Source organism: Bordetella genomosp. 1 (assembly GCF_002261335.1).
Taxonomy (GTDB): Bacteria; Pseudomonadota; Gammaproteobacteria; order Burkholderiales; family Burkholderiaceae_B; genus Bordetella.
Genome location: NZ_NEVL01000004.1, coordinates 615,882 through 639,378, shown reverse-complemented (window position 1 = coordinate 639,378; position 23,497 = coordinate 615,882). Strand labels below are relative to the sequence as shown.

General features: G+C 69.0%; 24 protein-coding genes and 1 tRNA gene. 15 read left to right on the top strand and 10 right to left on the bottom strand.

Going from position 1 to position 23,497, the window contains the following annotated elements:
• Positions 1 to 36 precede the first annotated feature (36 nt).
• From CEG14_RS19895 to amaB, 3 genes are all read right to left on the bottom strand, one after another.
• Entirely contained in the window at positions 37 to 651 is a 615-nt protein-coding gene (locus CEG14_RS19895) for a hypothetical protein (protein ID WP_094828107.1), read from the bottom strand.
• A 119-nt stretch (positions 652 to 770) separates the two neighbouring features.
• Positions 771 to 2,081: a phospholipase A gene (locus CEG14_RS19890; RefSeq protein ID WP_094828106.1), complete on the bottom strand. Its 1,311-nt coding sequence runs from the start codon at positions 2,079 to 2,081 to the stop codon at positions 771 to 773.
• Positions 2,082 to 2,224: 143 nt separating this feature from the next.
• Positions 2,225 to 3,727 carry an L-piperidine-6-carboxylate dehydrogenase gene (amaB, locus tag CEG14_RS19885; RefSeq protein ID WP_094828105.1) on the bottom strand — a complete coding sequence of 501 codons (1,503 nt, stop codon included), beginning with the start codon at positions 3,725 to 3,727 and terminating at the stop codon, positions 2,225 to 2,227.
• Between the two features lie 119 nt (positions 3,728 to 3,846).
• Here amaB and CEG14_RS19880 point away from each other — a divergent pair, with 119 nt between their 5' ends.
• From CEG14_RS19880 to CEG14_RS19815, 14 genes are all read left to right on the top strand, one after another.
• Positions 3,847 to 4,596 (top strand): amino acid ABC transporter ATP-binding protein, encoded by a 750-nt coding sequence (locus CEG14_RS19880; RefSeq protein WP_094828104.1) that lies wholly within the window; start codon positions 3,847 to 3,849, stop codon positions 4,594 to 4,596.
• A 120-nt stretch (positions 4,597 to 4,716) separates the two neighbouring features.
• Positions 4,717 to 5,511: an ABC transporter substrate-binding protein gene (locus CEG14_RS19875; RefSeq protein ID WP_094828103.1), complete on the top strand. Its 795-nt coding sequence runs from the start codon at positions 4,717 to 4,719 to the stop codon at positions 5,509 to 5,511.
• 15 nt (positions 5,512 to 5,526) lie between these two features.
• Complete coding sequence (locus tag CEG14_RS19870; RefSeq protein ID WP_094828102.1) at positions 5,527 to 6,219, top strand: amino acid ABC transporter permease; 693 nt, start codon at positions 5,527 to 5,529, stop codon at positions 6,217 to 6,219.
• Positions 6,220 to 6,221: 2 nt separating this feature from the next.
• Complete coding sequence (locus CEG14_RS19865; protein ID WP_094828101.1) at positions 6,222 to 6,908, top strand: amino acid ABC transporter permease; 687 nt, start codon at positions 6,222 to 6,224, stop codon at positions 6,906 to 6,908.
• Between the two features lie 11 nt (positions 6,909 to 6,919).
• Entirely contained in the window at positions 6,920 to 8,221 is a 1,302-nt protein-coding gene (locus CEG14_RS19860) for an NAD(P)/FAD-dependent oxidoreductase (protein WP_094828100.1), read from the top strand.
• Positions 8,222 to 8,237: 16 nt separating this feature from the next.
• Positions 8,238 to 8,855: a helix-turn-helix domain-containing protein gene (locus CEG14_RS19855; protein ID WP_094828099.1), complete on the top strand. Its 618-nt coding sequence runs from the start codon at positions 8,238 to 8,240 to the stop codon at positions 8,853 to 8,855.
• A 57-nt stretch (positions 8,856 to 8,912) separates the two neighbouring features.
• Positions 8,913 to 8,989 (top strand) — tRNA-Arg (locus tag CEG14_RS19850).
• 109 nt (positions 8,990 to 9,098) lie between these two features.
• On the top strand, positions 9,099 to 9,401 hold the full coding sequence (locus tag CEG14_RS19845) for an ArsR/SmtB family transcription factor (protein WP_094828098.1): 303 nt from the start codon (positions 9,099 to 9,101) through the stop codon (positions 9,399 to 9,401).
• Between the two features lie 75 nt (positions 9,402 to 9,476).
• Positions 9,477 to 10,451: a zinc-dependent alcohol dehydrogenase family protein gene (locus CEG14_RS19840; RefSeq protein WP_094828097.1), complete on the top strand. Its 975-nt coding sequence runs from the start codon at positions 9,477 to 9,479 to the stop codon at positions 10,449 to 10,451.
• 613 nt (positions 10,452 to 11,064) lie between these two features.
• Positions 11,065 to 11,487: a tripartite tricarboxylate transporter TctB family protein gene (locus CEG14_RS19835; RefSeq protein ID WP_094828096.1), complete on the top strand. Its 423-nt coding sequence runs from the start codon at positions 11,065 to 11,067 to the stop codon at positions 11,485 to 11,487.
• 13 nt (positions 11,488 to 11,500) lie between these two features.
• Positions 11,501 to 13,006 (top strand): tripartite tricarboxylate transporter permease, encoded by a 1,506-nt coding sequence (locus CEG14_RS19830; RefSeq protein ID WP_094828095.1) that lies wholly within the window; start codon positions 11,501 to 11,503, stop codon positions 13,004 to 13,006.
• Between the two features lie 414 nt (positions 13,007 to 13,420).
• On the top strand, positions 13,421 to 14,473 hold the full coding sequence (locus CEG14_RS19825; protein ID WP_094828094.1) for an SMP-30/gluconolactonase/LRE family protein: 1,053 nt from the start codon (positions 13,421 to 13,423) through the stop codon (positions 14,471 to 14,473).
• A 40-nt stretch (positions 14,474 to 14,513) separates the two neighbouring features.
• Entirely contained in the window at positions 14,514 to 15,503 is a 990-nt protein-coding gene (locus tag CEG14_RS19820) for a Bug family tripartite tricarboxylate transporter substrate binding protein (protein ID WP_094828093.1), read from the top strand.
• A gap of 148 nt (positions 15,504 to 15,651) precedes the next feature.
• On the top strand, positions 15,652 to 16,929 hold the full coding sequence (locus CEG14_RS19815) for an MFS transporter (RefSeq protein WP_256985854.1): 1,278 nt from the start codon (positions 15,652 to 15,654) through the stop codon (positions 16,927 to 16,929).
• A gap of 53 nt (positions 16,930 to 16,982) precedes the next feature.
• Here CEG14_RS19815 and CEG14_RS19810 read toward each other — a convergent pair whose 3' ends face one another.
• Positions 16,983 to 17,864, bottom strand: a complete 882-nt coding sequence (locus CEG14_RS19810) for an NAD(P)-dependent oxidoreductase (RefSeq protein ID WP_094828092.1) — start codon at positions 17,862 to 17,864, stop codon at positions 16,983 to 16,985.
• Positions 17,865 to 18,174: 310 nt separating this feature from the next.
• On the opposite strand from CEG14_RS19810, the gene CEG14_RS19805 reads away from it, so the two are divergent.
• A complete protein-coding gene (locus CEG14_RS19805; protein ID WP_094828091.1) occupies positions 18,175 to 18,612 on the top strand; it encodes a type III secretion system chaperone in 438 nt (145 codons plus the stop codon).
• 22 nt (positions 18,613 to 18,634) lie between these two features.
• Here CEG14_RS19805 and CEG14_RS19800 read toward each other — a convergent pair whose 3' ends face one another.
• Genes CEG14_RS19800 through CEG14_RS19775 form a run of 6 tightly spaced genes read right to left on the bottom strand, consistent with a single transcriptional unit; the run spans position 18,635 to position 23,481 of the window.
• The gene (locus CEG14_RS19800) at positions 18,635 to 18,901 is read right to left on the bottom strand and encodes an EscF/YscF/HrpA family type III secretion system needle major subunit (protein WP_094828090.1); all 267 of its coding nucleotides are present in this window, start codon (positions 18,899 to 18,901) and stop codon (positions 18,635 to 18,637) included.
• Positions 18,902 to 18,911: 10 nt separating this feature from the next.
• Positions 18,912 to 19,193 carry a hypothetical protein gene (locus CEG14_RS26435; RefSeq protein ID WP_176461537.1) on the bottom strand — a complete coding sequence of 94 codons (282 nt, stop codon included), beginning with the start codon at positions 19,191 to 19,193 and terminating at the stop codon, positions 18,912 to 18,914.
• Between the two features lie 32 nt (positions 19,194 to 19,225).
• Positions 19,226 to 20,590, bottom strand: coding sequence for a type III secretion system inner membrane ring subunit SctD (sctD, locus tag CEG14_RS19790; protein ID WP_094828299.1), 1,365 nt, complete (start codon positions 20,588 to 20,590; stop codon positions 19,226 to 19,228).
• Between the two features lie 19 nt (positions 20,591 to 20,609).
• Positions 20,610 to 22,706 carry a type III secretion system export apparatus subunit SctV gene (gene sctV, locus CEG14_RS19785; protein ID WP_094828089.1) on the bottom strand — a complete coding sequence of 699 codons (2,097 nt, stop codon included), beginning with the start codon at positions 22,704 to 22,706 and terminating at the stop codon, positions 20,610 to 20,612.
• Between the two features lie 5 nt (positions 22,707 to 22,711).
• Positions 22,712 to 23,077, bottom strand: coding sequence for a hypothetical protein (locus tag CEG14_RS19780; protein WP_094828088.1), 366 nt, complete (start codon positions 23,075 to 23,077; stop codon positions 22,712 to 22,714).
• Positions 23,074 to 23,481 (bottom strand): hypothetical protein, encoded by a 408-nt coding sequence (locus CEG14_RS19775; protein ID WP_094828087.1) that lies wholly within the window; start codon positions 23,479 to 23,481, stop codon positions 23,074 to 23,076. Before CEG14_RS19775 ends, CEG14_RS19780 begins: the two co-directional genes overlap by 4 nt.
• Between the last annotated feature and the right edge of the window lie 16 nt (positions 23,482 to 23,497).

Below are 23,497 nucleotides of genomic sequence, written 5' to 3'. Positions count from 1 at the left end.
GCGCGGCGTGCACGGCCGACAGCGCGGCGGCTGGCCTTATTGCGGCGTGGCCGGGATCGAGTCGATCACGCTCTTGACCAGGGCCTGGTGGCCCTGCGGGTTTTCGGCGCGCGACACCACCTGCACCACCACCAGCTTCTGGCCCGAGGCGCCCAGCAGGCTGGTCGAGATCGTGGCGGTGCCGCTCATGGTGCTGGTCGCGTCGACCTGGCGCAGGCCCAGGCCGGCCTTGGTCTGGAGCGTCTTTTCGCCCGTCTTCTTGTAGTCGGGCGCGACCTCCTTCTGCTGGTCGACGAAGCCGACGACCGCGCCGGTCAGGAAGGCGGGATCGTTGTCCTGCGCCTTGACGTCGGACAGCGTGGGCGTCTCGCTCACCACCACGACCTGGCGCGCTTCCTTCTGGATGAAGACGCGGCTGTTGCCGCCATCGGGGGTCTCGCCGTCGCCGGGGGCGCGCGCGAAGTTCTGGGGCAGCTTGAACGTCAGCTTGCCTTCCAGGGCGCTGATCTGCTGCAGTTGCGGCGCGGCCTGCGCCTGCGCGGCGGCCTGGCCGGCGGCCGTGCCGGCGGGTTCGGCGGCGTGCGCCATGCCGAGCGAGCCCAGGGCCAGGGCGAATGCGACCGTGGTCGACTTCAGCGTGCGGAAAGACATACGCGGAACTCCTTCAATGAAAATCGCCCGGACCATGCTACAGGCCGGGCGATCATCATGTCAGGGCGGGCGCTTTCCGTTTGCTGGAAAGCATTACCAGTTATGGCTGCGCGCCGGCCTCAGGGCACCAGCGACAGGCCGATGCGGAATTGCGATTCGTTGCGCTGGTTGTATCCCAGTAGCGTTTCGCCGTAGCCGTTGAAGTACTGCAGGTGCAGATAGCCGTTCATGTTGAGGAAGGTGCGCTTGAGCGGCCAGTTGAAATCGAGCTGCGTCGTGCGCCGGCCGGCATCGCCCTGGCGATACAGCGCGGACACCACCGCGCCGCCATCCTGGGCCCAGCGCAGCTTCCAGTCGACGTGGCCAGCGTACTTGGAGAAGTCGCGGTTCTCGTCGGCCACGCCGAAGTAGGCCCGCACGCGCGGCGCGAACGACAGCGTGCTGCCGCCGTCGAAGCGGTAGAACATCGCGGGCTCGACGTAGGCGTCGTTCACCGAGCGCGAATCATCGCCGTCCTTGCCGTTGGAGCGGTGTTCGACGCCGGTGTTCATGCCCAGCCGCCAGGTCTGGCTCGGCGAGCTCCACAGGCTGTTGTTGAGCCAGAAGATGCTGGGATTGAAGGTGGTGTCGATGAAGGGCATCGAGTCGCCCTGCAGGTCCCACAGCGAGGTCTGCGTGTAGCCGAGATAGAAGTTCTCGCTCCAGCGCGCCTGCTGGCCGCTCTGCGGGCTGAACAGGCGGTACTTCGCGCTGAGCTGGAAGCGGGCCGTGGTGCGGCCGCGCGTGCCCAGGTCGAAATACATGGGCTCGTATTCGGAGATCGCCGAACGGAAGGTCTCGAAGGCGGCGGCCGGGGTGCCGGGTTCGGCGCGTGCCACCTGCACCGGCGACGGGCCCTGCTCGGGCTGGGCGCCGGCGGCCGTGACCACGGCGGGCGGCACCGGCTGGCCGGTGCCCGGATCCGTGACCGGCACGGTGGCGGGCGCGGCGGCCACCGTGGCCGACCCCGTGGCGCCGGTGGTGTCGAGCGCCATCATCGCGCTTTCGCCCTCGATGGTGACGGCCTGCAGGCCGCGCGCCTGCGCCGGCACCTGTGCGGTCCAGGCCAGCCGGGCGAAGTTGTTCACCGGCACGCTCACCGGCGTGGGCTCGCCCTGCAGGGTGGCCAGCGTGCGCACCGTAGCGCCATCGGCGCCGCGCCACTGCAGCACCAGCTGCGGCGGCGGCTGGAAGCGCGAGCGGGCGTCGCCGTCGTTGAAATACACCGCCTCGACGCGCACGGTTTCACCGGGGCCCGCGGCGGGCCGGTCGAGACGGTAGGACATGCCGGCGTGCGCGGCGGAGAGGGTGCACAGCGTGCCGGCGGCGCCGAGCACGAGTCGGGCCAGGCGCGGGGTGCGTTGCCCGCGCGTGACGGAAAGGAGGAACATTGGGTCGGATGGCAACAATGAGGACAGGCCACTTTAGCATCGGGCCGGGCGGGCGCCGAAACGGCTTGTAAGAACCCTGTCAATTCCTGCCGGCGGCCGGGGGCGGCACGCGCCGCGGATCGCCCCGCGACGCGCGCCAGGCCTCATTCTCCGAACTTGATGCCCTGGGCCAGGGGCAGGGCGCGCGAGTAGTTGATGGTGTTGGTCGCACGCCGCATATAGCTCTTCCAGGCGTCGGAGCCGGATTCCCGGCCGCCGCCGGTTTCCTTCTCGCCGCCGAAGGCGCCGCCGATCTCGGCGCCCGAGGTGCCGATGTTGACGTTGGCGATGCCGCAGTCGGAGCCCGAGGCCGACAGGAAGGTTTCCGCCTCGCGCAGGTCATTGGTGAAGATGGCCGAGGACAGCCCCTGCGGCACGGCGTTTTGCAGCGCGATGGCCTGCTCGAAGTCGGTGTAGCGCATCACGTAGAGGATGGGCGCGAAGGTTTCGTGGCACACCACGTCGCTCTGGCCCGGCATCTCCGCGATGGCCGGGCGCACGTACCAGGCCTGCGGCCAGGTGTCTTCGAGCAGGCGTTCGCCGCCGGTGATCGTGCCGCCCTGTTCGCGCGCGGCCGTGAGCGCGGCCTGCATGGCGTCGAACGCGGCCTGGTCGATCAGCGGTCCCACCAGCGTGCCGGCCTCGAGCGGGCTGCCCACCGTGGCGCTGGCATAGGCGCGCTTGAGGCGGGTCAGCAGCGCGTCGGCCACCGACTCGTGCACGATCAGGCGGCGCGTGGTGGTGCAGCGCTGGCCCGCCGTGCCGATGGCGCCGAACACGATGCCGCGCGCGGCCATGTCCAGGTCGGCGCTGGGGCCGACGATGATGGCGTTGTTGCCGCCGAGCTCGAGCAGCACGCGGCCGAAGCGCTGCGCCACGCGCGGGCCGACCTGGCGACCCATGCGGGTCGAGCCGGTGGCCGACACCAGCGCCACGTCGTGCGAATCGACCAGCGCCTCGCCCAGTTCGCGGCCGCCGATCAGCAGCTCCGACAGGCCCGCCGGGGCATCGTCGAATTGCTGCGCCACGCGCTGGAACAGTGCCTGGCAGGCCAGGGCCGTGAGCGGGGTCTTCTCCGACGGCTTCCAGACCACGGCGTTGCCGCAGACCAGCGCCAGCGCGGTGTTCCACGACCACACCGCCACCGGGAAGTTGAAGGCGCTGATGACGCCGATCACGCCGAGCGGATGCCAGGTCTCCATCATGCGGTGGCCCGGGCGCTCGGAGGCGATGGTGAGGCCGTAGAGCTGGCGCGACAGGCCGACCGCGAAGTCGCAGATGTCGATCATTTCCTGCACTTCGCCCTCGCCCTCGGCCAGGATCTTGCCGGCCTCGAGCGCCACCAGGCGGCCCAGCGCCTGCTTGTGCGCGCGCAGGCTCTCGCCGTAGCGGCGCACCAGCTCACCGCGGCGCGGCGCCGGCACGTCGCGCCAGGCGCGGCTGGCGTGGCGCGCGCGCGTGATCGCGGCATGCGCCTGGGCCACCGTGTGTTCGGGCACCTGCGCCAGGATGGCGCCGTCGATCGGACTGCGCGCGGGCAGGGTGCCGTTGGCCAGTGCGGCCGGATCCAGGCCAAGTTCGCGCAGCAGCGCCGTCAGGGTTTCCATGGCGTTTCCTCTAGGTTTGATGAGCCGATTCAGGGTTATGCCTAAGTCGAATTTCGGAGAAAAAATTTACTATACGAAACTCCGACGTCAAATGCGAAATCTTTTTTCGAGGTTGACCGATGTCCCAGCCGCTGGTCCAGGTGCAGTCCGTCAGCAAGTGCTTTGCACGTCCCGGCCTGCCGCCGCACCCGGCGCTCACCGAGGTGGATTGCGAGCTCGGGCGCGGCGAGGTGATGGTCATCATCGGTCCGTCGGGCTCGGGCAAGAGCACGCTGCTGCGCACTCTCAACGCCCTCGAGACCATCGACGCCGGCGAGATCCGCATCGACGGCGTCTCGCTGTCGGACCCCGCCACCAACCTGAACCGCTGGCGCGCGGAGGTCGGCATGGTGTTCCAGCACTTCAACCTGTTCCAGCACCGCACCGCGCTCGACAACATCGTGCTGCCGCAGCGCGTGGTGCGCGGCGAGGCCGAGGGCGCGGCGCGCGAGCGCGCCCAGGCGCTGCTCGAGCGCGTCGGCATCGGCGAGCTGGGCAAGCGCTATCCCAGCCAGCTTTCCGGCGGCCAGCAGCAGCGCGTGGCGATCGCGCGCGCGCTGGCGATGCAGCCCAAGGTGATGCTGTTCGACGAGGCCACCTCGGCGCTCGATCCCGAAACCGTGGGCGGCATCCTGGCGCTGATGCGCGAGCTGGCGCACGACGGCATGACCATGGCGGTGGTCACGCACGAGATGGGGTTCGCGCGTGACGTGGCCGACCACATGATGTTCATGGACGCCGGCCGCATCGTCGAACGCGGCACGCCGGCCGAGCTGTTCGGCCACGCCACCCACCCGCGCACGCGCGCCTTCCTCGACCAGATTCTCTGAAGCGGCGCCGCCCCGCGCGGCGCCGTGGCTTTGCAGTCCCAGCAGTCCAGGCGCCGGTGCAGCGCGGCCGGCAACCCGCAACGCGGGCATCACATCACCAAAGGCAGAAGGGGTAAAAAAATGCGGAACATCAAACATTGGCTGGGCCTGGCCACCGTGGCGGCCGTGGCCGCCCTGGGCGCGAGCGCGCCCGCACAGGCGGACGAGCTCGGCGACATCCTCAAGCGCGGCGAATTCCGCGTGGCGGTGCAGACCTCCGGGCCGCTCATGAGCTTCATGGACAAGAACGGCAAGCGCACCGGCCTGGCCGTGGTGCTGGCCCAGCGCATGGCCGACGACCTGGGCGTGAAGCTGGTGCTGCAGGACTACGAATGGAAGGGGCTGATCCCGGCGCTGCTGTCGGGCAAGGCCGACATGATCGCCGCCGACATGACGCCCACGCCGCAGCGCGCCGCGCAGTTGCTGTTCTCGGTGCCGATGTTCTATGCCGACACCGTGGCCGTGGTGCCGAAGGACTCGCCCTACAAGTCGTACGCCGAGCTCGACAAGGCCGGCGTGACGGTCGGCGCGCTGGGCGCGTCCACCTATGCGGAAGTGGGCAAGAAGATGCTGCCCAAGGCAACGCTGAAAGAGTTCTCGGGGGGCAGCGCGCCGGTGGGCCAGGCCCTCTCGTCGGGCCGTCTCGACGCCGGCATCATGTCGCTCTCCACCGCCAACCAGTTCCTGGCCGACTTCAACAACCTGCGCGTGCTCGACGGCGTGATGGTGCGCGAGCCGCTGGCGTTTGCCGTGGCGCCCACCGCCGTGCGCCTGAAGTTCTGGCTCGACAACTGGGCCTCGCTCAAGACCGCCGACAACACGCTGCCCGAGACCGTGAAGTACTGGTACTCGACCGAGTGGAAAAAAGAGCATTGAGGCGGAACGGGGTCCATGGACTGGCTGCTTGATTATTACAACTGGCGCATCGTCGTCCAGTACACGGACCCGTTTCTGCGGGGCTTGGGCAACACCCTGATCGCCGCCGGCGCCAGCCTGGTGCTGGCGGTGCTGCTGGGCGTGCCGCTGGCGCTGGGCCGCATGTCGGCGCGCGCGCTGCTGTGGCGGCCGGTGGCGGGCTACGTGCAGTTCGTGCGCGCCACGCCGCTGCTGGTGCAGATCTACCTGGTGTATTACGGCCTGCCCGCGCTGATCCCGGCGTCCAAGGGCTGGAGCGAGCTGGCGCTGGGCATCGTGGCGCTCACGCTGCATCACGGCGCCTATGTCAGCGAGATCGTGCGCGCCGGCATCGCGTCGGTGCCGCGCGGCCAGATCGAGGGCGGCAAGGCGGTCGGCATGAGCTACCTGCAGCGCCTGCGCTACATCGTGCTGCCGCAGGCCTTCGCCAACACGCTGCCGCCGCTGGTGGGCCAGGCGGCGGTGCTGATCAAGGATTCCTCGCTGCTGTCGCTCATCACGGTGTTCGAGCTGGTGGCGGCCGGCGTGCTGATGAACAGCGAGCGCATCGTGCCCAACGAGAGCTTCCTCACCATCGCGGTGGGCTACCTGCTGATCTACGGCGTGATGCTGCTGATCTCGCAGGGCGTGCGCCTGTGGCTGGCCGGCCCGGCCTGGAACACGAGGTGAGCATGCAACCCTACATCGATACCGCGCTCACCGTCATGCCCTTCCTGCTCAAGGGCTTCCTGGAGACGCTCAAGATCTCGTCGCTGGCCATCATCGCGGGCTCGGCGCTGGGCTTCGTGATCGGCGTGATCCGCAGCTACCGCGTGCCGGTGGCGCACCAGCTGCTGGGCGTCTACATCCACCTGCTGCGCGGCACGCCCTTCCTGGTGCAGCTCTACGTGTTCTATTTCGTGTTGCCCAGCACGGGCATCGAGTGGCTGCACTGGGAGTCGTTCATGGCGGCCTTCGTGGCGCTGTCGGTCTACACCTCGAGCTATGTGGCCGAGATCGTGCGCGGCGCGATCGAGTCGGTGCCGCGCGGCCAGACCGAGGCCGCGCTCACGCTCGGCCTGCGCCGGCTGCAGGTGCTGCGCCTGGTGGTGCTGCCGCAGGCCATGCGCCTGATCGTGCAGCCCATGAGCGGCGTCTACGTGATGCTGATCAAGAGCACGGCCATCCTGTCGGTGATCGGCCTGTCCGAGCTCACGCGCCAGGGCGAGGTGCTGATGATCACCTATCCCGCCAAGACCCTGTTCATCTACGGCCTGATCGCGGCCGTCTACTTCGTCTACTGCTATCCGCTGCTGCGCCTGGCCAACTGGGTCGAGCGCCGCGTGTCGGGCCGGCTCGCGCCGGCGTCGCTGCACTGAAAGGAGCGCGGATGTCCGCCGCCGAGAACGACTACGTCGACACCTGGTATGCCCGCACGCTGGCCGATCCCGACACCCGTCACGCGCCGCTGGCGGGCGCGGCCGAGACCGAGGTGGCCGTCGTGGGCGGCGGCCTGGCGGGCCTGAGCACCGCGCTGGAGCTGGCGCGACGCGGCCGCGCCGTGACCCTGCTGGAGGCGCAGCGCGTGGGGTGGGGCGCCTCGGGCCGCAACGGCGGCTCGGTGTCGCCGGCCTTTTCGGCCGGCGCCGACCAGATCCGCCGCCACGTCAGCGAGTCGCACTATCAATCGCTCTACCGCCTGTCGATGGAAGGGGTGGAGATCATCCGCGACAACATCGCGGCGCTCGGCATCACCGAGGCGCACAAGGTCGACGGCCGGCTGCGCGTGCTGCGCCACGAGGGCACCGAGGAGCTGCAGCGCTGGTGCGACGAGCAGCGCTCGGTGTTCGGCCGCGAGGTCTCGGTGCTGTCGCGCGCGCAGGTGCGCGAGCGCCTGGTGTCGGACGTCTATTTCCAGGGCATCGACGATCCCGGCTCATTCCATTTCCATCCGCTCAACTACGCGCGCGCGCTGGCGCGCGAGTGCGTGCGGCTGGGCGTGCGCATCCACGAGGGCAGCGCGGTGAACGCCGCCGCTCTCGCCGGCCCGGTCAAGCGGCTCGCCACCGCGCAGGGCACGCTGGAGGCGGCCCAGGTGGTGCTCGCCACCGGCGGCTACACCGAAGGCGTGGTGCCGCGGCTGCGGCGCGCGATGCTGCCGATCGCGACCTACATCATGCTGACCGAACCCCTCGGCGAGCGGGTGCGCGAGGCGATCCGCACCGACGCCGCGATCGGCGACACGCGCCGTGCCGGCAACTACTATCGCGTGCTGCCGGGCGGGCGCATCGGCTGGGGCAGTAGAATCACGACCCGGATCAGCGATCCGCCCGACCTGGCGGAATCGTTGCGCCGCGAACTATTGTCGGTGTATCCCCAGTTGCAGGGGCTGCGCGTCGACGCCGCCTGGTCCGGCCGCATGGCCTACGCCCGCCACCTGATGCCCCAGATCGGCAGGCTGGGCGAGGGCGTCTGGTACTGCACGGCGTTCGGCGGCCATGGCATGAACACCACCTCGATCGGCGGGCGTGTCGTGGCCGAGGGCATCACCGGCGAATCCGAGCGCTACCGGCTGTTCGAGCCGTTCGGGCTGGCCTGGAACGGCGGGCCGTTCGGCACCGCGGCGGTGCAACTCACTTATTGGTCGTACCAGGCGCGCGACTGGCTACGCGAACGGCAGGCGCGCGGATGACGGATGTATTCAGGCGATGGAAGATAAACGGGAAAGCGCGCTGGCGCTGCGATTGCGGGCCCTGCGCCAGGAGCGGCGCTGGACGCTGAAGCAGGCCGCCCAGGCCAGCGGCGTGGCCGCGTCGACGCTGTCGAAGATCGAAAACAATCTGCTGTCGCCGACCTACGACAACCTGCTCAAGATCGCGGCCGGCCTGGAGCTCGACGTGGCCGAGCTGTTCATGTCGCCCGCCGAACACATGGGCACCGGCCGGCGCAGCGTCAATCACGGCGAGGAAGGCCGGCCCTACCAGACGCCGTACTACGATCACCTGCTGCTGTGCACCGCCCTGTCGCACAAGCGCATGATGCCGTTCCGCACGCGGGTCAAGGCGCGCTCGTTCGACGAGTTCGCCGACTGGAGCCGCCACCGCGGCGAAGAGTTCGTCTACGTGCTGGAAGGCGAGATCGAGCTGCACACCGAGTTCTATTCGCCAGCCCGGCTCAAGGCGGGCGAATGCTTCTACATCGACAGCCGCATGGGCCATCGGGTGATCAGCCGCAGCAAGAAAGACGCGCTGGTGCTGTGGGTGTCGACCTCCGACGCGATGGACGCCGACGCCGAGCCGCCGCCCACGCTCGAGCAGGCAGGGTAAAATCGCCGCGCACGCCGCCCCTGCCGCCACGCGGTAGAATTGCGCGCTTTCCGCAACCCGCCCTTAGCTCAGTTGGATAGAGCACTCGCCTTCTAAGCGAGCGGTCACACGTTCGAATCGTGTAGGGCGGGCCATCTTCCTCTCTGTTTTCCCCCGGATCCCTGGCATCGCCGCGGCACGACGGCTGCGCTTCCGCGGTTGCCTGGTATTGACATATCGGTAAATCTCGATATGATTCGGTCCATGGATCTGCTCGAAGTCTTCAAAGCCCTGTCGAACCGCACGCGTCTGGACATCCTCAAGGGATTGAAAGACCCGGCCCGGCATTTCCCCCCGCAGGACGAGGGCGATGTGAACACGGTCGGCGTCTGCGTCAGCAGCATCCAGGAAGGGGTCGGGCTGTCGCAGTCGACGGTGTCCGATTACCTGGCCACGTTGCAGCGTGCCGGCCTGGTCGAGGTCAGGCGCATCGGCCAGTGGACCTACTACAAGCGCAACGAGGCCAACATCAAGGCGCTCGCCGAGCACATCGGGCAGGCGTTGTAGGTCTTCATTCCAAAATTTTTTACTCGTATATATCGGTATTTCCCGATATCCCTTTTTCCAGAAGTGAGGTGTTCAATGAAAGCGATCGTGCTGAATCAGTTTGGCGGCCCCGAATCCTTTGCGCTGCGTGACGTGCCCAAGCCCGTGCCGCAAGCCGGTCAGGTACTGGTGCGGGTGCATGCCACGTCCATCAACCCGCTCGATTACCAGGTCCGGCGCGGCGACTATCCCGACCTGGTGCCGCTGCCCGCGATCACCGGCCACGACGTGTCCGGCGTGGTCGAGGCGGTGGGGCCGGGCGTGACCGCGTTCGCCCCGGGCGACGAGGTCTGGTACACGCCGCAGATCTTCGAGGGGCAGGGCAGCTATGCCGAATACCACGTGGCCGCGGAAGGCATCGTCGGCAGGAAGCCGGCCTCGCTGAGCCATCTCGAGGCGGCCAGCCTCACGCTGGTGGGCGGCACGGCGTGGGAGGCGCTGGTCGTGCGCGCGGCGCTGCGCGTGGGCGAAAGCGTGCTGGTGCACGGCGGCGCCGGCGGCGTGGGCCACGTGGCGATCCAGCTGGCCAAGGCCATGGGCGCCCGCGTGTACACCACCGTGCGCTCGGAAAATGCCGAGTTCGCGCGCGGCCTGGGGGCCGACGTGACGATCGACTACGAGAAGGAAGACTACGTGGACGCCGTCATGCGGGCGTCGGGCGGGCGCGGCGTGGACGTCGTGTTCGACACCATCGGCGGCGACACGCTGGCGCGCAGCCCCGACGTGCTCGCGCAATTGGGCCGCGTGGTCTCCATCGTGGACATCGCGCAGCCGCAGAACCTGATCCAGGCCTGGGGCAAGAACGCCAGCTATCACATGGTCTTCACGCGCCAGAACCGCGGCAAGCTCGACGAGCTGGGCGCGCTGGTGGAACGCGGCCAATTGCGGCCGCACGTGGGCGCCGTCTATACGCTGGCCGACATCGCGCGCGCCCACGCCCGGCTGGAAAGCCCCAACAACGGCCTGCGCGGCAAGATCGCCGTCGCGGTCGATCCTGCGCTCGCGCCGTGAGGTCCATCCAAACGGGTCGGCGCGTTTGGGTCGGCCCGTGTGGGTGGACCCGTTTGAACGGCCCGTGCGTCAGAGCCCCTTGGTCTGGACCTGGGGGCCGGACACCGGCGCGGATCGTCGGTTCGCCGCTGCGGCGCATGTCGGACAGGCTCGCAGGGCAACTATCTGATAAAAAAATATCGTAACGCGACATAACGGCTGTTGTCGGCCGATAGCCCCTGGCACGGCAATTGCGTCGCGGGCGCGTGTGCGCTCCTCGGCCGGCACGCAGGGCCAAGGCCGGCGGGCCTTTGCGGCCGATGCCCGGCGTCGGGCGGGCGCGGCGTTCGCGCTCGGCGCGTTCGCCACGAGGTTGAGACCGCCCGAATTTGTCCATTCCATGGATCAGGGAATTCCCGCAAATATTTAGTGATTTCCTGGGTTCACAGAGAAAGTCATGCTACGTACCATGCCGACTGCTTTCGTTTTGCTGTCAATCGGTTGTCGAGATTGACAGCGAGCTGAAGCGATAGACAGCGTTCCCACCGGGTGCCAGCCCGGTATTTTTTTTGGAACGCCACAACTCGGGAGACGCAGCTTGATAAAAAACAGACAGGATTTCTGGTCTGGGGTGATGTTCATCGGCCTCGGAGGCGGCTTCGCCGTGCAGGCCACCCAATACAGCATGGGAACGGCGGCACGCATGGGCCCCGGCTATTTCCCTTTCTGGCTGGGCATCGTGCTGGCGCTGATGGGCGCGGTCGTGATGCTGGGCGCCCTCAACAAGCGGGCCACCGAAACCACCGTGTCGCGCTTCGATTTCCGCATCGTCGCGCTGGTGGTCGGGTCGGTCGTGCTCTACGGCCTGGCGCTGCGTCCGCTCGGGCTCTACCTCTCGCTGTTCCTGATGGTGATGGTCAGCAGCATCGCCAGCCACGAGTTCAACTGGAAGGTCGCCGTCGCCAACGGCATCTTCCTGGTGCTGTTCGCCTATGTCGCCTTCATCCGCGGCCTCGGGCTGATCTTCCCGCTCTGGCCGAGCTTCATGGCTGACTGAGGAGCCCGACGACATGGAACTTCTGGACAATCTCATGCTGGGTTTCTCGGTGGCGTTCACGCCGGAGAACCTGCTCTATGCCTTCATCGGCTGCCTGCTCGGCACCCTGGTCGGCGTGCTGCCGGGCCTCGGGCCGGTGCCGACCATCGCGATGCTGCTGCCCATCACCTATGTGCTGCCGCCCACCGCCGGGCTGATCATGCTGGCCGGCATCTACTACGGCACGCAGTACGGCGGCTCGACCACGGCCATCCTGGTGAACCTGCCCGGCGAGACCTCGGCGGTGGTGACCGTGCTCGATGGCCACCAGATGGCGCGCAACGGCCGCGCCGGCTCGGCGCTGGCGCTGGCCGCGATCGGCTCGTTCTTCGCCGGCAGCGTGGCAACGCTGCTGCTGGCCGCCTTCGCCCCGCCGCTGGCCGAAGTGGCGTTCGCGTTCGGCCCGGCCGAGTATTTCTCGCTGATGGCGCTGGGCCTGATCGGCGCGGTGGTGCTGGCCTCGGGCTCGCTGCCCAAGGCGATCTGCATGATCCTGCTCGGGCTCCTGCTCGGCATGGTCGGCACCGACGTGAACTCCGGCGTGGCGCGCTACGACTTCAGCATCCCGGAGCTCCAGGACGGCATCGATTTCGCCATCGTGGCCATGGGCGTGTTCGGCCTGTCGGAGATCATGGCCAACCTCGAGCTCAAGGAGCAGCGCGTCGAGATCCAGGACAAGGTGGGCTCGCTCTACCCCAACAAGCAGGAGTTCCGCGAAGCCGCGCCCGCGATCCTGCGCGGCACCGCGCTGGGCTCGTGCCTGGGCATCCTGCCGGGCGGCGGCTCGGTGCTGTCGGCTTTCGCGTCGTACACGCTCGAAAAGAAGATATCCAAGCAGCCCGAGCGTTTCGGCAAGGGTCACCCGGCCGGCCTGGCCGGCCCCGAGTCGGCCAACAATGCCGGCGCGCAGACCTCGTTCATCCCGCTGCTCACGCTCGGCATCCCGGGCAACGCGGTGATGGCGCTGATGGTGGGCGCGATGACCATCCACAATATCCAGCCGGGCCCGCAGGTGATGAGCAGCCACCCCGAGCTGTTCTGGGGGCTCATCGCCTCGATGTGGATCGGCAACCTGATGCTGGTGGTGCTGAACCTGCCGCTCATCGGCATCTGGGTGAAGCTGCTGCGCGTGCCGTATCGCATGCTGTTCCCGGCCATCCTGGTGTTCTGCACCATCGGGGTGTACTCGCTCAACTACAACGTGTTCGACGTGTTCATGTTCGCGATCTTCGGCATCATCGGCTATGTCTGGAGCAAGCTTGGCTGCGAAGGCGCGCCGCTGCTGCTCGGGCTGGTGCTGGGGCCCATGATGGAAGAGAACTTCCGCCGCGCGCTGCTGCTGTCGCGCGGGGAATTCAGCACCTTCGTGACCCGCCCGCTGTCGGCCTCGCTGCTGGCGGTCGCCGCCGTGCTGCTGGTGCTGGTCGCGCTGCCCGCGCTGCGCAAGAAGCGCGAGGAGGCTTTCGTCGACGTGGATTGAATCCGGCCCATGTGGGTTGGCTCTTTGGCCCGGGCTTCTGCCGATGCCCGGGCTTTTTTTGCGCGCGCCGGCCACGCGCGCCCCGTGTCCGACGCGGCTGCATGGCGTCAACTTATCATACAACCTGAAACGGCCTGACCGACGTACCCGCAGCTTCCTGCGGGTAGTGATACGCCGGTCTCACCGGCCCCGCGACGTTCACTCGGATATTCCCTAGGTTGTGGACGGTTGAACCTCTCGCTACGATGCGGCATCTTGTACGACAACGTACAACGTGAAGGGAAAACGAAAGCCTTCAGCGGCCCAAGGGGAGGGGCCGCGCGGCCGTGCCGGACAGGTGAATACACCGCCCGCGCGGCCGCGTCAGCAGTCCACGCAGCACCATCGAAAAAAGACCTACAGAAGGAGACTCCGATGGCAGCACCAGTCCCGCCCGTGTCGGCGGGCCGGCGTCGTTGGCTGGGCGCGGCACTCGCGCTCGGTCCGGCCACGCTGGTTCAAGCGCAGACCTTTCCGTTCGCACCGCAACAGCGCTACCCCGATCCCTCGGTCCGCATCCTCGACCCCTCGTTCGCGCAGTACCGCATCTACAGCAGCTCGGTCGAGCAGCTCGCGAGCGGATTCCGCTGGCTCGAGGGCCCGGTCTGGTTCGGCGATGGCCGCTACCTGCTGGTCTCCGACATTCCCAACGACCGCATCCTGCGCTGGGACGAGACCACCGGCCAGATCAGCGTGTTCCGCCAGCCGGCGAACTTCAGCAACGGCCTGGCGCGCGACCGGCAGGGCCGGCTGCTGGCCTGCGAACACCTGACCCGCCGTGTCACGCGCACCGAGTACGACGGCAGCATCACGGTGCTGGCCGACAAGTTCGACGGCAAGCCCTTCAACTCGCCCAATGACATCGTGTGCCGCAGCGACGGCTCGGTGTGGTTCACCGATCCGCCCTTCGGCATCGGCGGCCATTGGGAGGGCAACAAGGCCCGGCCCGAGCTGCCGCACAGCGTCTATCGTATCGACCCCGCCAGCGGCGCGGTCGAGAAGGTGCTCGACGACCTGGCCGGCCCCAACGGGCTGTGCTTCTCGCCCGACGAAAAGGTGCTGTACGTGGTCGAGTCGCGGCACCAGCCCAATCGCGTGATCTGGGCCTACGACGTGGGGCAGGGCGCCCGGCTGGGCGGCAAGCGCTTGCACGTGGACGCGCAGGGCCCCGGCGCCATCGACGGCATCAAGTGCGACGAGGCCGGCAACCTCTGGTGCGGCTGGGGCAGCAACGGCTCGGCCGATGCCAGGCCCGAGGAGCTCGACGGCGTGATGGTGTTCAACCCGGCGGGCAAGGCCATCGGCCACATCCGCCTGCCCGAGCGCTGCGCCAACCTCACCTTCGGCGGGGCCAAGCGCAACCGGCTTTTCATGGCGAGCAGCCATTCGCTGTACGCCTTGTATGTAGAAACGCGCGGCGCGGCCTGACGCGGCCGCCCGCGCAATCAACGACAGTAACGGAGACTTCATGGATTCGAGCAAAAGACGTCTGCTGGGCGCCGGCGCGGCGCTGTGCGTGGCCCCCTGGATTCCGGCGTGGGCCCGCGCGGCCACCAACGCCGACAAGTGGCCGACGCGCCCCGTGCGCATCATCGTGCCTTACCCGCCCGGCGGCTCCTCCGACATCATCGGCCGCCTGGTCGCGCCGCGCCTGAGCGAAGCGCTGGGCCAGACCGTGGTGGTGGAAAACAAGCCGGGCGCCAACGGCAACCTCGGCGCCGGCCTGGTGGTGCAGTCCAACGACGACGGCCACACCGTGCTGCTGTGCGACGTGGGCGCGCTGGCGATCAGCCCCTCGGTCTACACCAAGCTGTCGTTCGACCCGTCCAAGGACCTGCGCGGCGTGAGCATGCTGGCGTACTCGCCGCACGTGCTGGCCGTGCATCCGGACGTGAAGGCGCGCACGCTGGGCGAGATCGTCGAGCTGTCCAAGAAAGAGCGACTGAACTTCGCCGTCACCGCCATCGGCAGCGCGCCGCACCTGGCCGCCGTGGCCGTGCAGCAGGCCACCGGCGCGAAGTGGGAGTACGTGCCGTACAAGGGCGGCTCGCAGGCCGTGACCGACACGATCGGCGGCCAGACCCAGGTCATCATGAACGGCCTGCTGGCCACGCTGCCGCACATCAAGGCCGGCAAGCTGCGCGCCATCGCGATCTCCAAGAGCGAGCGCATGTCGCTCGTGCCCGACATCCCGACCATCGCCGAACAGGGCGTCAAGGGCTTCGAGTCGGGCACCTGGCAGGGCGTGATGGGCCCGACCGCCGTCAACGACGCCATCGCCGCCAAGCTGGCCGGCGAGCTGGCGCGCATCGTCAACCTGCCCGAGGTCAAGGCGCAGCTCAACGAACAGGGCGCCGAGGTGGTGGTGAAGGATCCGGCGCAGCTCATGACGTTCTTCAACGGCGAACGCGAGCGCTGGGCCAAGGTGGTGAAGTCCGCCGACATCCGCCTCGATTGATTGCGCGCGCATCCATTCGTGCCGTCCGTTCACCGTACGGGCGGCACGACGGGACGCGCGGCAAGCGCGCCTCGGGCGTATCATCCTCGACACGCGGGCCGGCTCTGCCGGCCCGCGCTCATAAGATGACAACACCGAGGAGACGGCTTTGGGTAGGGACGCAGGAGGCGACGGCAGCGCCGGACGCTGGTATTTCGGCTGGAACATCGTGGCGGCCGCCACGGTGCTGACCATGCTGACGGTCGGGCTGCGCATGGGGATCGGCCCGTTCTTTCTGCCGATGGCGCACGACCTCGGCTTCTCGCGCAGCGAACTCGCCACCATCGTGGCCGTGGGCATGCTCTGTTATGGGCTCGCGATGCCGCTGGCCGGCTATCTGGTCAGCGTGCGCGGCACGCGCTTCGTGCTCGTCACCGGCACCCTCATCGTGGTGCTGTCCATCCTCTGGACCATCACCGCCACCAGCCTCGCCGGCTTCATGCTGGCCTTCGGCATCGCGCTGTCGGTCGGGCTGGCCTTCACCAGCCCGGTGGCGCTCACGCCCGTGCTGAGCCGCTGGTTCACGCGCCAGCGCGGCATGGCGCTGTTCTTTCTCTCCACCGGTTCGATGGCCGGCATCGCGCTGATGACGCCCACGCTGACCTTCGCGATCGAGCTCGCCGGCTGGCGTCCCACGCTGATCGGGTTCGCGGCGCTGTTCGCGCTCATCACGCTGCCGACGGCGTTCCTGGTGATCCGCGACCAGGCGCCGCCGCACACCGACCTGCTGCCCGACCAGATCGCCAGCGGGGCCACCGGCGGCCAGCGCGCCGCCGCGCCGCTGGCCCAGGCGGGCGTGCGCGGCGCGCTGCGCACGCGCCCCTTCTGGGGCATCATGATCGGCCTGTTCGCCTGTGGCTTCAGCATGAATCTCCTCGGCACGCACGGCATGCCGATGCTGATGGACCACGGCTTCGACGCGCACACCAGCGCGCTCGGCATCGGCCTGATCGGCCTGGTGGCGATCTTCAGCACGCTGGTGCTGGGCCGGCTTTCCGACATCCTGCCCCGCCGCAACATCCTCGCCGTGATCTATGCGGTGCGCGGCCTCGGCTTCTTCGCGCTGGTGATGGTGGGCGCGCACTGGGAGCTCTACACCGCGGCGGCCGTGGGCGGCATCGTCTGGGCCGGCAGCATCGCGCTGTCGTCGGCGATCCTGGCGGACGTGTACGGCGTGAAACTGGTGGGGGTGTTGTATGGCCTCACCTATCTCGGCCACCAGGTCGGCGGCACGATCAGCTCGTGGCTGGGCGGCTGGGCCTTCGACGTGTTCGGCACGCACTGGATCGCGTTCGGCAGCGCCGGCGTGCTGCTGGTGGCGGCCGCGCTGGTGTCGCTGCGCCTGCCCGACCGGGCCGCCCTGATGGCGCGCGCGGCGGCCGCCTGAGTGGCGGCGTCCGGCGCGGGCGGCGGCTGGCCGCGCCGTGCCGGACGGTGGGCTCAGTGCTTGCGGCGCTCGCCCAGCAGGCCCGCGAGCTCGGGCACGTAGCGGTCTGGGCCGCCTTGCTCCACCGCCTGTTCGTAGGTGGCCAGCACGGCCGCGCCGATGTCGCGCACGGCGCCGGACTCTGCCGCCATGGTGTTGTAGTACTCGAGGTCCTTGCGCGCATTCGACATGAAGAAGCGCAACGACGACGGATCGCCGTCGATCAGGTAGGGCTTGATGCGCTCGAGCGCCACGCCGCCGCCGCCGCCCTTGCTCAGGACCTCGCTGAACACCGCGGGATCGATGCCGTCACCCTTGGCGCAGGCGGCCGCCTCGGCGATCAGCGCGATCAGGCCCAGCGACACATAGTTGTGCAGCAGCTTCATGCGATGGCCGGCGCCCACCGGGCCCACGTGCGTGATGTTTTCCGCGAAGGCCGCGAGCAGCGGATGGATCTCCTCGAACGCCGCGGCGTCGCCACCCACCAGCAGGTTGAGCCGGCCCTCGGCGGCTTCCTTGGGCGTGCGCGTCATGGGCGCGTCGAGGAAGCGGCCGCCGCGCGCCTGCACGGCCTCGGCCACCTTCAGGGTGGAGGAGGGAATCGCGGTGGAGCAGTCGATCACGACGGTGCCGGGACGCAGGCCTTCGAGCACGCCGCCTGCGCCCATCAGCACGGCCTCGACCTGCGGGCTGCCGGTCACGCACAGGATGATCACGTCCGCGCTGGCGGCCAGCGCCGCGCCGTCGCGCACCGTGGCGGCGCCGGCCGCCTTCAGGTCATCGAGGGGCTGGTTGCCCGCGTGCTCGAGCACCGTCAAGGCATGACCGTGCTTGACGATATTGCTGGCGATGCCGTGGCCCATGAGGCCGATGCCTGCCATTCCGACTTTCGTCATCTTCCACTGCTCCCGCCCGGATGGGCTTGTCGATTGTTGTTGCGGTGCGCATGCACCGCCAACGATCTTACCGAGGCCGGGCGCGCCGCATCGGCGCTTCATCTACGGGATTTCACTGATACGGATGCCGCGCCAGTTTCGTGGGGCGGAACTGACAGCGCTGTATCGGGGTGCAGGGCGTGCAAGATTCATCAAAAATATGTATCGGTTGCACCCGACGGCGCGGCCCATGCGGGCAGAAGCGGTAATATCGCTCCCTGCCCAATCGTTCGCCCGACCCCGTGTGGCGGGCCCTTCTGAACGTATCCCGATGCCCGATCCGACCCTCGCGCGGATAGTCTCCGAATTTGGCGCCAGCCTCGGCATGGATGGTCTGCAACCATCGTCCGAAGGCGTGTGCCAGCTCGTGTTCGACGGCCGCCACGTGCTGCGCCTGATCGGCATGGGCGCGCGGGGCCAGCTGCTGCTTTCCTGCCTGCTGGCGGGCGAGCGCGCCGAGACGGTGCAGGCGGAATTGATGGCCAAGGCCAACTTCATGCAGGCGGGCCGTGGCGTGGTGTTCAGCGTCGGCCCCGATGGCCGCGCGCACGCGCAGCTCGCCTTGCCCTACATCGAGTGCACGCCCGCGCTGGTGCTGCAGTCGGTCGAGGCCCTGCTCGACCAGGCCGACCGCTGGAACGAGCGCGTTGCACGCGAAGCCGTGCCGGCGCCGCGCATGCCGGCGCCGATGTTCTTCCAGTCGGTCTGAGACGCGGCGTCGCCGCGCCGCTTCAACTGGATTTCTGGATCACACCCTTGAGCGAGTCGGCCACCTGCTTGGTGATCGTGCTCTGGATCTCGATCATCATCGTCCATTGCTGGACCTGCTGCTGCATGGCGAGCAGGTCGGCCTGGTTGACCGTGCCGTCCGCGTTGGTGCCGATGTTCGACAGGGTCGAGCGCAGCTGCGTCTCCTGGGCGCGCACGCCCTGGTAGAGCGTGTTGTTGATGGTGTTGAAGTTGATGCCGGACGAGCCGGACAGACCGCTGATTGCCATGAGGCGCTCCTTAGCGAGGCGTAAACGAGGGTAGGGTCTGGGCAGGCGCGCCGGCCGCCGGGCCGGGCTCCTGCGCCAAGGGATAGGCGGCCAGCACGGCGGCGGCCGCGTCGGCGGCGGCGGCCACCGCGCTGTAGGCGGCGAAGTCGGCGCGCGGCAGGCCCGCGTCGAGCTCGGTGCGCACGCGCCGGCCGATGGTCTGCACGCGCGCGGCGAGGCCTGCGCGCAGCTCGGCGCCGCCGGGCGCGGCGAGACGGTCTTCGAGGTCGGTGAGGGCGGGTTGCGAGCTCATGCTGAGGATCTCCGGCGTAGGGCGTCGGTACGCTAGCGTACTACGATGGCGGGCCGCGGCCCTTCGAAAATGAGGCGTTTGGGTTCGATCGCGACGAGGCGGTAGCGCTGGTAGGTGCCACCCACCAGCAGCTTGTTGCCGTCGCCGAGCACGATGAAGGGCTGGGGGCCGCCGACCACGCTGCGGATGTCGAACGGCACCGAGTCGGCGAACTGCCGCTCGCCCGGGCCCGCCAGCGCCACCACGCCCAGATGGCGGGTATTGAACTGCGCCATCACGGTCTGCAGCAGCGCCATCTGGTCGTCATCCAGGCCGGCCGCGGCGGCTTCCAGGCGGTCGCCCTGCCAGGCCAGCCCGATGCCCGACAGGCCGGCGTCGACCAGGGCCTGCGAAAACGCCTGCGCCACGTCGGGCGCGAGCTGGATGTCGTTGCCCAGCACCGTCATGCCCGGCAGTTGCGCGCGCACCGCATCGAGCGCGCTGGCGCGTTCGCGCGCGCTGCCGGCGATGCCCGTGATCGTCATGCGGCCGTCGCCGTCGTAACGCGGCTGGTAGCGCACGCCGAAGCCCTTGAGCGCGGCGGCGGCGGTCTGTAGCGCCTCGTCTTCGGCGCTGACCTGCAGCGCCGGCATCGGCCAGATCTGCGTCATCGCGCTGGCGACGCGCTCCTGTTCCGCGCGGTTGCGCACCCAGCCCGTGACCCGCACGCTGCCATCGCGCGACATGGCCACGTGCAGCCGCGAGGCCAGGCCCAGCCGCTCGAGCGCCGCCGAGATCTGGCTCATGGATTGCTCGGCCGCCAGCCGCGGGTCGGGCCGCGGCGGCGCCTTGGGTTCGCTCGGCAGCCACCAGGCCATGCCGATGGCCAGCAGGATGGTCAGCACGACCGCGGCCAGGCCGACGAACATAGGCCAGGCGTCGCGATTGCCGCGCGCGGCCCGGGCGGGCAGGGCGGGGCGGGCGGGCGCCGTGCCGGCGCCGGCCGCCTCGGAAGGTGCCGCAGCCGGCGCGGCGGGGGTATCGGCGTGGCTCTCGGCCGCGGCGGTTGCGGCCGCAACCGCCAGCGCCGCGGGCTCGGCGCCGGCCTGCGCGTCGTTGGCGGCATCCGGCAGCGTCGCCCAGGCGTCGGCCGGCCGCGCCACGGTGATCCACAGAGGCCCCAGCGGCAGGGGCTGGTTGAACGGCGTGGCGGGCTCCTCGCCGGCCGGGGCGTCCTGCGCCTCGACCGTCCAGCCGCGCGCGCCGATGCGCACGCGCGCCGCGCGGGGCGCGATGCCCGCGTCGGCCAGCACGATGTCGCAGGCCGGATCGGCGCCCAGCAGCGCGCCGTCGTTGACGTCGCAGCGCGCGTCGCGATGCAGGCCCGACAACACTCGCAGTTCCAGCGCTTCGCTCATGGTCATCGTCCTCGGCGCGTCACAGATCCACGCGCGCCAGCGGCTGCACGTTGATTTCCTGCGTCAGCTCCTGGTAGGAGAGCACCGGCAGGTCGTAGAGGTCCTGTTCGATCATCTTGCGCAGATAGCGCCGGATGTCCATCGAGGTCAGCAGCACCGGCTTGCGTGCCGCCGCGCTCAGGTCGCCGACGGTGCGCTTGATGTTCTCCAGCAGGCGCTTGGACACGTTCGGGTCCAGCGCCAGGTAGCTGCCCGCCGAGGTCTGGCGCACCGCGCCGCGCACGGTTTCTTCCACATTGGGCGCGAGCAGATAGGCGGGCAGGATGTTCTGGCCGCTCGAATACTTGTAGCTGATGTGGCGCTTGAGCGAGACCCGCACGTACTCGGTCAGCAGCACCGAATCCTTTTCCTTCTGGCCCCACTCGATCAGCGCTTCCAGCACGGTGCGCAGGTTGCGCACCGAGATGTCCTCGGACACCAGCCGCTGCATGATCTCCGCCACCTTCTGCACCGGCATGACGCGCAGCGCCTCCTTCACGAGGTCCGGATAGCGGTCCTCCATGGCCGAGAGCAGGAAGCGTGTCTCCTGGATGCCGATGAAGTCGGAGGAGTACTTCTTCAGCACGAAGGCCAGGTGCCAGGTCAGCACCTGGTGCGCGTCGAGATAGGGAATGCCGGCGGCGCTCAGCGTGGGCAGCTGCGCGTCCGCCACCCACAGCGTGGGCACGTCGGGCAGGAAGCGCTTGTCGGCCTCGTACGGCACCTGCAGCGCCTGCAGGTTCTGTTCGCTGTCGCGCGCCAGCACGTGGCCGGGGCGCAGGCGCCCCTGCGACACGGGCACCTCCGAGAGCAGGATGTTGTAGGTCTGCTCGGTGAGCGCCTCGTTGAAGCGCAGCTGGATGCCGGGGAAGGGCACGCCGAGGTCGAAGTACAGCGCACGCCGGATCTTCAGCAGCTCTTCGTTGAGCTCGTCGGGGTTGAAGTGCTTCTGCAGCCCGGCCGCCACGTCGATCATGAGCGGCAGGGTCGGCGCGAACTCGGCGCTGCCGTCGGTCTTGGGCTTGGCCGGCGCGGGCTGGCCGTCGGCCGCCAGGGCCGGGATCTCGGTGATCTCGCCGGTCTTCTCGTCGACCACCTTGCGGGTGCCGCGCAGCAGCACGAAGCCCACCGTGCCGACGATGGCGCCGAGCGCCAGGAAGGTGAAGGTCGGCATACCCGGGATCAGGCCCATGCCGACCGCGATGGCGGCCGCGATCAGCAGCGCGCGCGGCTGCGCCAGCACCTGGGCGCCGATGTCCTTGCCCACGTTCGACGGGCCGCCCTCGCCGGTCTGCACCCGGGTCACGATGATGCCGGCGCAGATCGCGATGAACAGCGCCGGGATCTGCGAGATCAGGCCGTCGCCGATCGACAGGATGGAATAGACCTGGACGGCCTCGCCCGCGGTCAGGCCGCGCTGCATGGTGCCGATCAGCATGCCGCCCAGCAGGTTGACCGCGACGATGATGAGGCCGGCGATGGCGTCGCCCTTGACGAACTTCATCGCGCCGTCCATCGCGCCGTACAGCTGGCTTTCCTTCTCGACGATGGTGCGGCGGCGGCGCGCCTCGTCCATGTCGATGGTGCCGGCGCGCAGGTCGGCGTCGATCGACATCTGCTTGCCCGGCATGGCGTCGAGCGAGAAGCGCGCGGCCACCTCGGCCACCCGTTCCGCGCCCTTGGTGATCACCACGAACTGCACGATGGTCAGGATCAGGAACACCACCAGGCCGACCACCAGGTTGCCGCCCACCACGAAGTTGCCGAAGGTCTCGATGATGTGGCCGGCGTCGCCCTGCAGCAGGATCAGGCGCGTGGTGGCGATCGAGATGCCGAGGCGGAACAGCGTGGTGACCAGCAGCACCGAGGGAAACGACGAGAAGGCCAGCGGCGAGGGCAGGTACAGGGCCACCATCAGCAGCACGGCCGAGATCGTCATGTTGGCGCCGATCAGCACGTCCACCAGGGTCGTGGGCAGCGGCAGGATCATCATGAAGATGATCGAGACGATCAGGATCGCCAGCACGACGTCATTGCGGCTGGTGGCGAGGGCGACGGCGCGATTGAGGGCTTGCATCGGATTCAGGCGGAGACAGAAGGGGGAACGGGAGCGCCACGCAGCGCCACATAGGCGCGCATCGCGGCGCCCGCTTCCTGGGGGCGCTCCAGGACCGTGAGGACCTGGGCGCGCACGAGGTGGAAGGTCGCGTCGATCGCGCCGCTCAGGGCGATGCGTTCGAGGGTGCCGAGCGCGTCATTGGGCTTTTGCGCGCGCAACTGGGCCAGCGCGAGCGCCACGCGCTGGCGCGGTTGGGCCAGGCCGAGCGCGTCGAGCGCGGCCAGCAGCACCGCCGCCTTCTCGGGCCGGTTGTTTTCCAGGTAGACGCTGGCCAGCAGGCCGAGCAGCTCGGCGTGGGTCTCGGTCAGGGGGGCGGCGATGGCGTTCATCCTTGGTGCAGCGCGTTGCGGTACATGGCGACCAGGTCGCGCAGGCCGGTTTCCTCGCGCAGCAGCCGGACCGCGCGGTTGAGCGTGCGGGCCGTCTCGTCGCCCTGGGCCGCGGCCTGGTCGGCCGCCTCCGAGAGCGAGGCCAGGGCGTCGTTGAGCGCCTGGCCGAAGCGCGCCGGCATCAGCAGGTCGCGGTTGCTCAGCGCCGGGCGCAGCGCCTGGTCGAGCGTGCGGTCGATGCCGGGCTTGTCGAGCAGCGATTCCAGCTGCGGCCGCATGCCGTCGTCGGAAGGCGCGAGATTCTGCCGGTCGGGCAGGTGCGCGCCGGTGTCGTCGCGGCGCGCGTAGCTGATGCTCTCGATGCCGCGGTCGAGCGCCAGTCCGCTGATTCTGAGGTCGGTCACATGATTCTCCTGTCGG

Coding starts and splice junctions, on each gene's coding strand:
- CEG14_RS19800 (WP_094828090.1), bottom strand. CDS start 18,901: ATGGCAATCAGCGGTCTGTCCGGCTCGTCCGGCATCAACTTCAACACC.
- sctV (WP_094828089.1), bottom strand. CDS start 22,706: ATGCAAGCCCTCAATCGCGCCGTCGCCCTCGCCACCAGCCGCAATGAC.
- CEG14_RS19830 (WP_094828095.1), top strand. CDS start 11,501: ATGGAACTTCTGGACAATCTCATGCTGGGTTTCTCGGTGGCGTTCACG.
- CEG14_RS19835 (WP_094828096.1), top strand. CDS start 11,065: ATGTTCATCGGCCTCGGAGGCGGCTTCGCCGTGCAGGCCACCCAATAC.
- sctD (WP_094828299.1), bottom strand. CDS start 20,590: ATGAGCGAAGCGCTGGAACTGCGAGTGTTGTCGGGCCTGCATCGCGAC.
- CEG14_RS19810 (WP_094828092.1), bottom strand. CDS start 17,864: ATGACGAAAGTCGGAATGGCAGGCATCGGCCTCATGGGCCACGGCATC.
- CEG14_RS19845 (WP_094828098.1), top strand. CDS start 9,099: ATGGATCTGCTCGAAGTCTTCAAAGCCCTGTCGAACCGCACGCGTCTG.
- CEG14_RS19820 (WP_094828093.1), top strand. CDS start 14,514: ATGGATTCGAGCAAAAGACGTCTGCTGGGCGCCGGCGCGGCGCTGTGC.
- CEG14_RS19855 (WP_094828099.1), top strand. CDS start 8,238: ATGGAAGATAAACGGGAAAGCGCGCTGGCGCTGCGATTGCGGGCCCTG.
- CEG14_RS19870 (WP_094828102.1), top strand. CDS start 5,527: ATGGACTGGCTGCTTGATTATTACAACTGGCGCATCGTCGTCCAGTAC.
- CEG14_RS19825 (WP_094828094.1), top strand. CDS start 13,421: ATGGCAGCACCAGTCCCGCCCGTGTCGGCGGGCCGGCGTCGTTGGCTG.
- amaB (WP_094828105.1), bottom strand. CDS start 3,727: ATGGAAACCCTGACGGCGCTGCTGCGCGAACTTGGCCTGGATCCGGCC.
- CEG14_RS19890 (WP_094828106.1), bottom strand. CDS start 2,081: ATGTTCCTCCTTTCCGTCACGCGCGGGCAACGCACCCCGCGCCTGGCC.
- CEG14_RS19840 (WP_094828097.1), top strand. CDS start 9,477: ATGAAAGCGATCGTGCTGAATCAGTTTGGCGGCCCCGAATCCTTTGCG.
- CEG14_RS19805 (WP_094828091.1), top strand. CDS start 18,175: ATGCCCGATCCGACCCTCGCGCGGATAGTCTCCGAATTTGGCGCCAGC.
- CEG14_RS19880 (WP_094828104.1), top strand. CDS start 3,847: ATGTCCCAGCCGCTGGTCCAGGTGCAGTCCGTCAGCAAGTGCTTTGCA.
- CEG14_RS19780 (WP_094828088.1), bottom strand. CDS start 23,077: ATGAACGCCATCGCCGCCCCCCTGACCGAGACCCACGCCGAGCTGCTC.
- CEG14_RS19865 (WP_094828101.1), top strand. CDS start 6,222: ATGCAACCCTACATCGATACCGCGCTCACCGTCATGCCCTTCCTGCTC.
- CEG14_RS19860 (WP_094828100.1), top strand. CDS start 6,920: ATGTCCGCCGCCGAGAACGACTACGTCGACACCTGGTATGCCCGCACG.
- CEG14_RS19875 (WP_094828103.1), top strand. CDS start 4,717: ATGCGGAACATCAAACATTGGCTGGGCCTGGCCACCGTGGCGGCCGTG.
- CEG14_RS26435 (WP_176461537.1), bottom strand. CDS start 19,193: ATGAGCTCGCAACCCGCCCTCACCGACCTCGAAGACCGTCTCGCCGCG.
- CEG14_RS19895 (WP_094828107.1), bottom strand. CDS start 651: ATGTCTTTCCGCACGCTGAAGTCGACCACGGTCGCATTCGCCCTGGCC.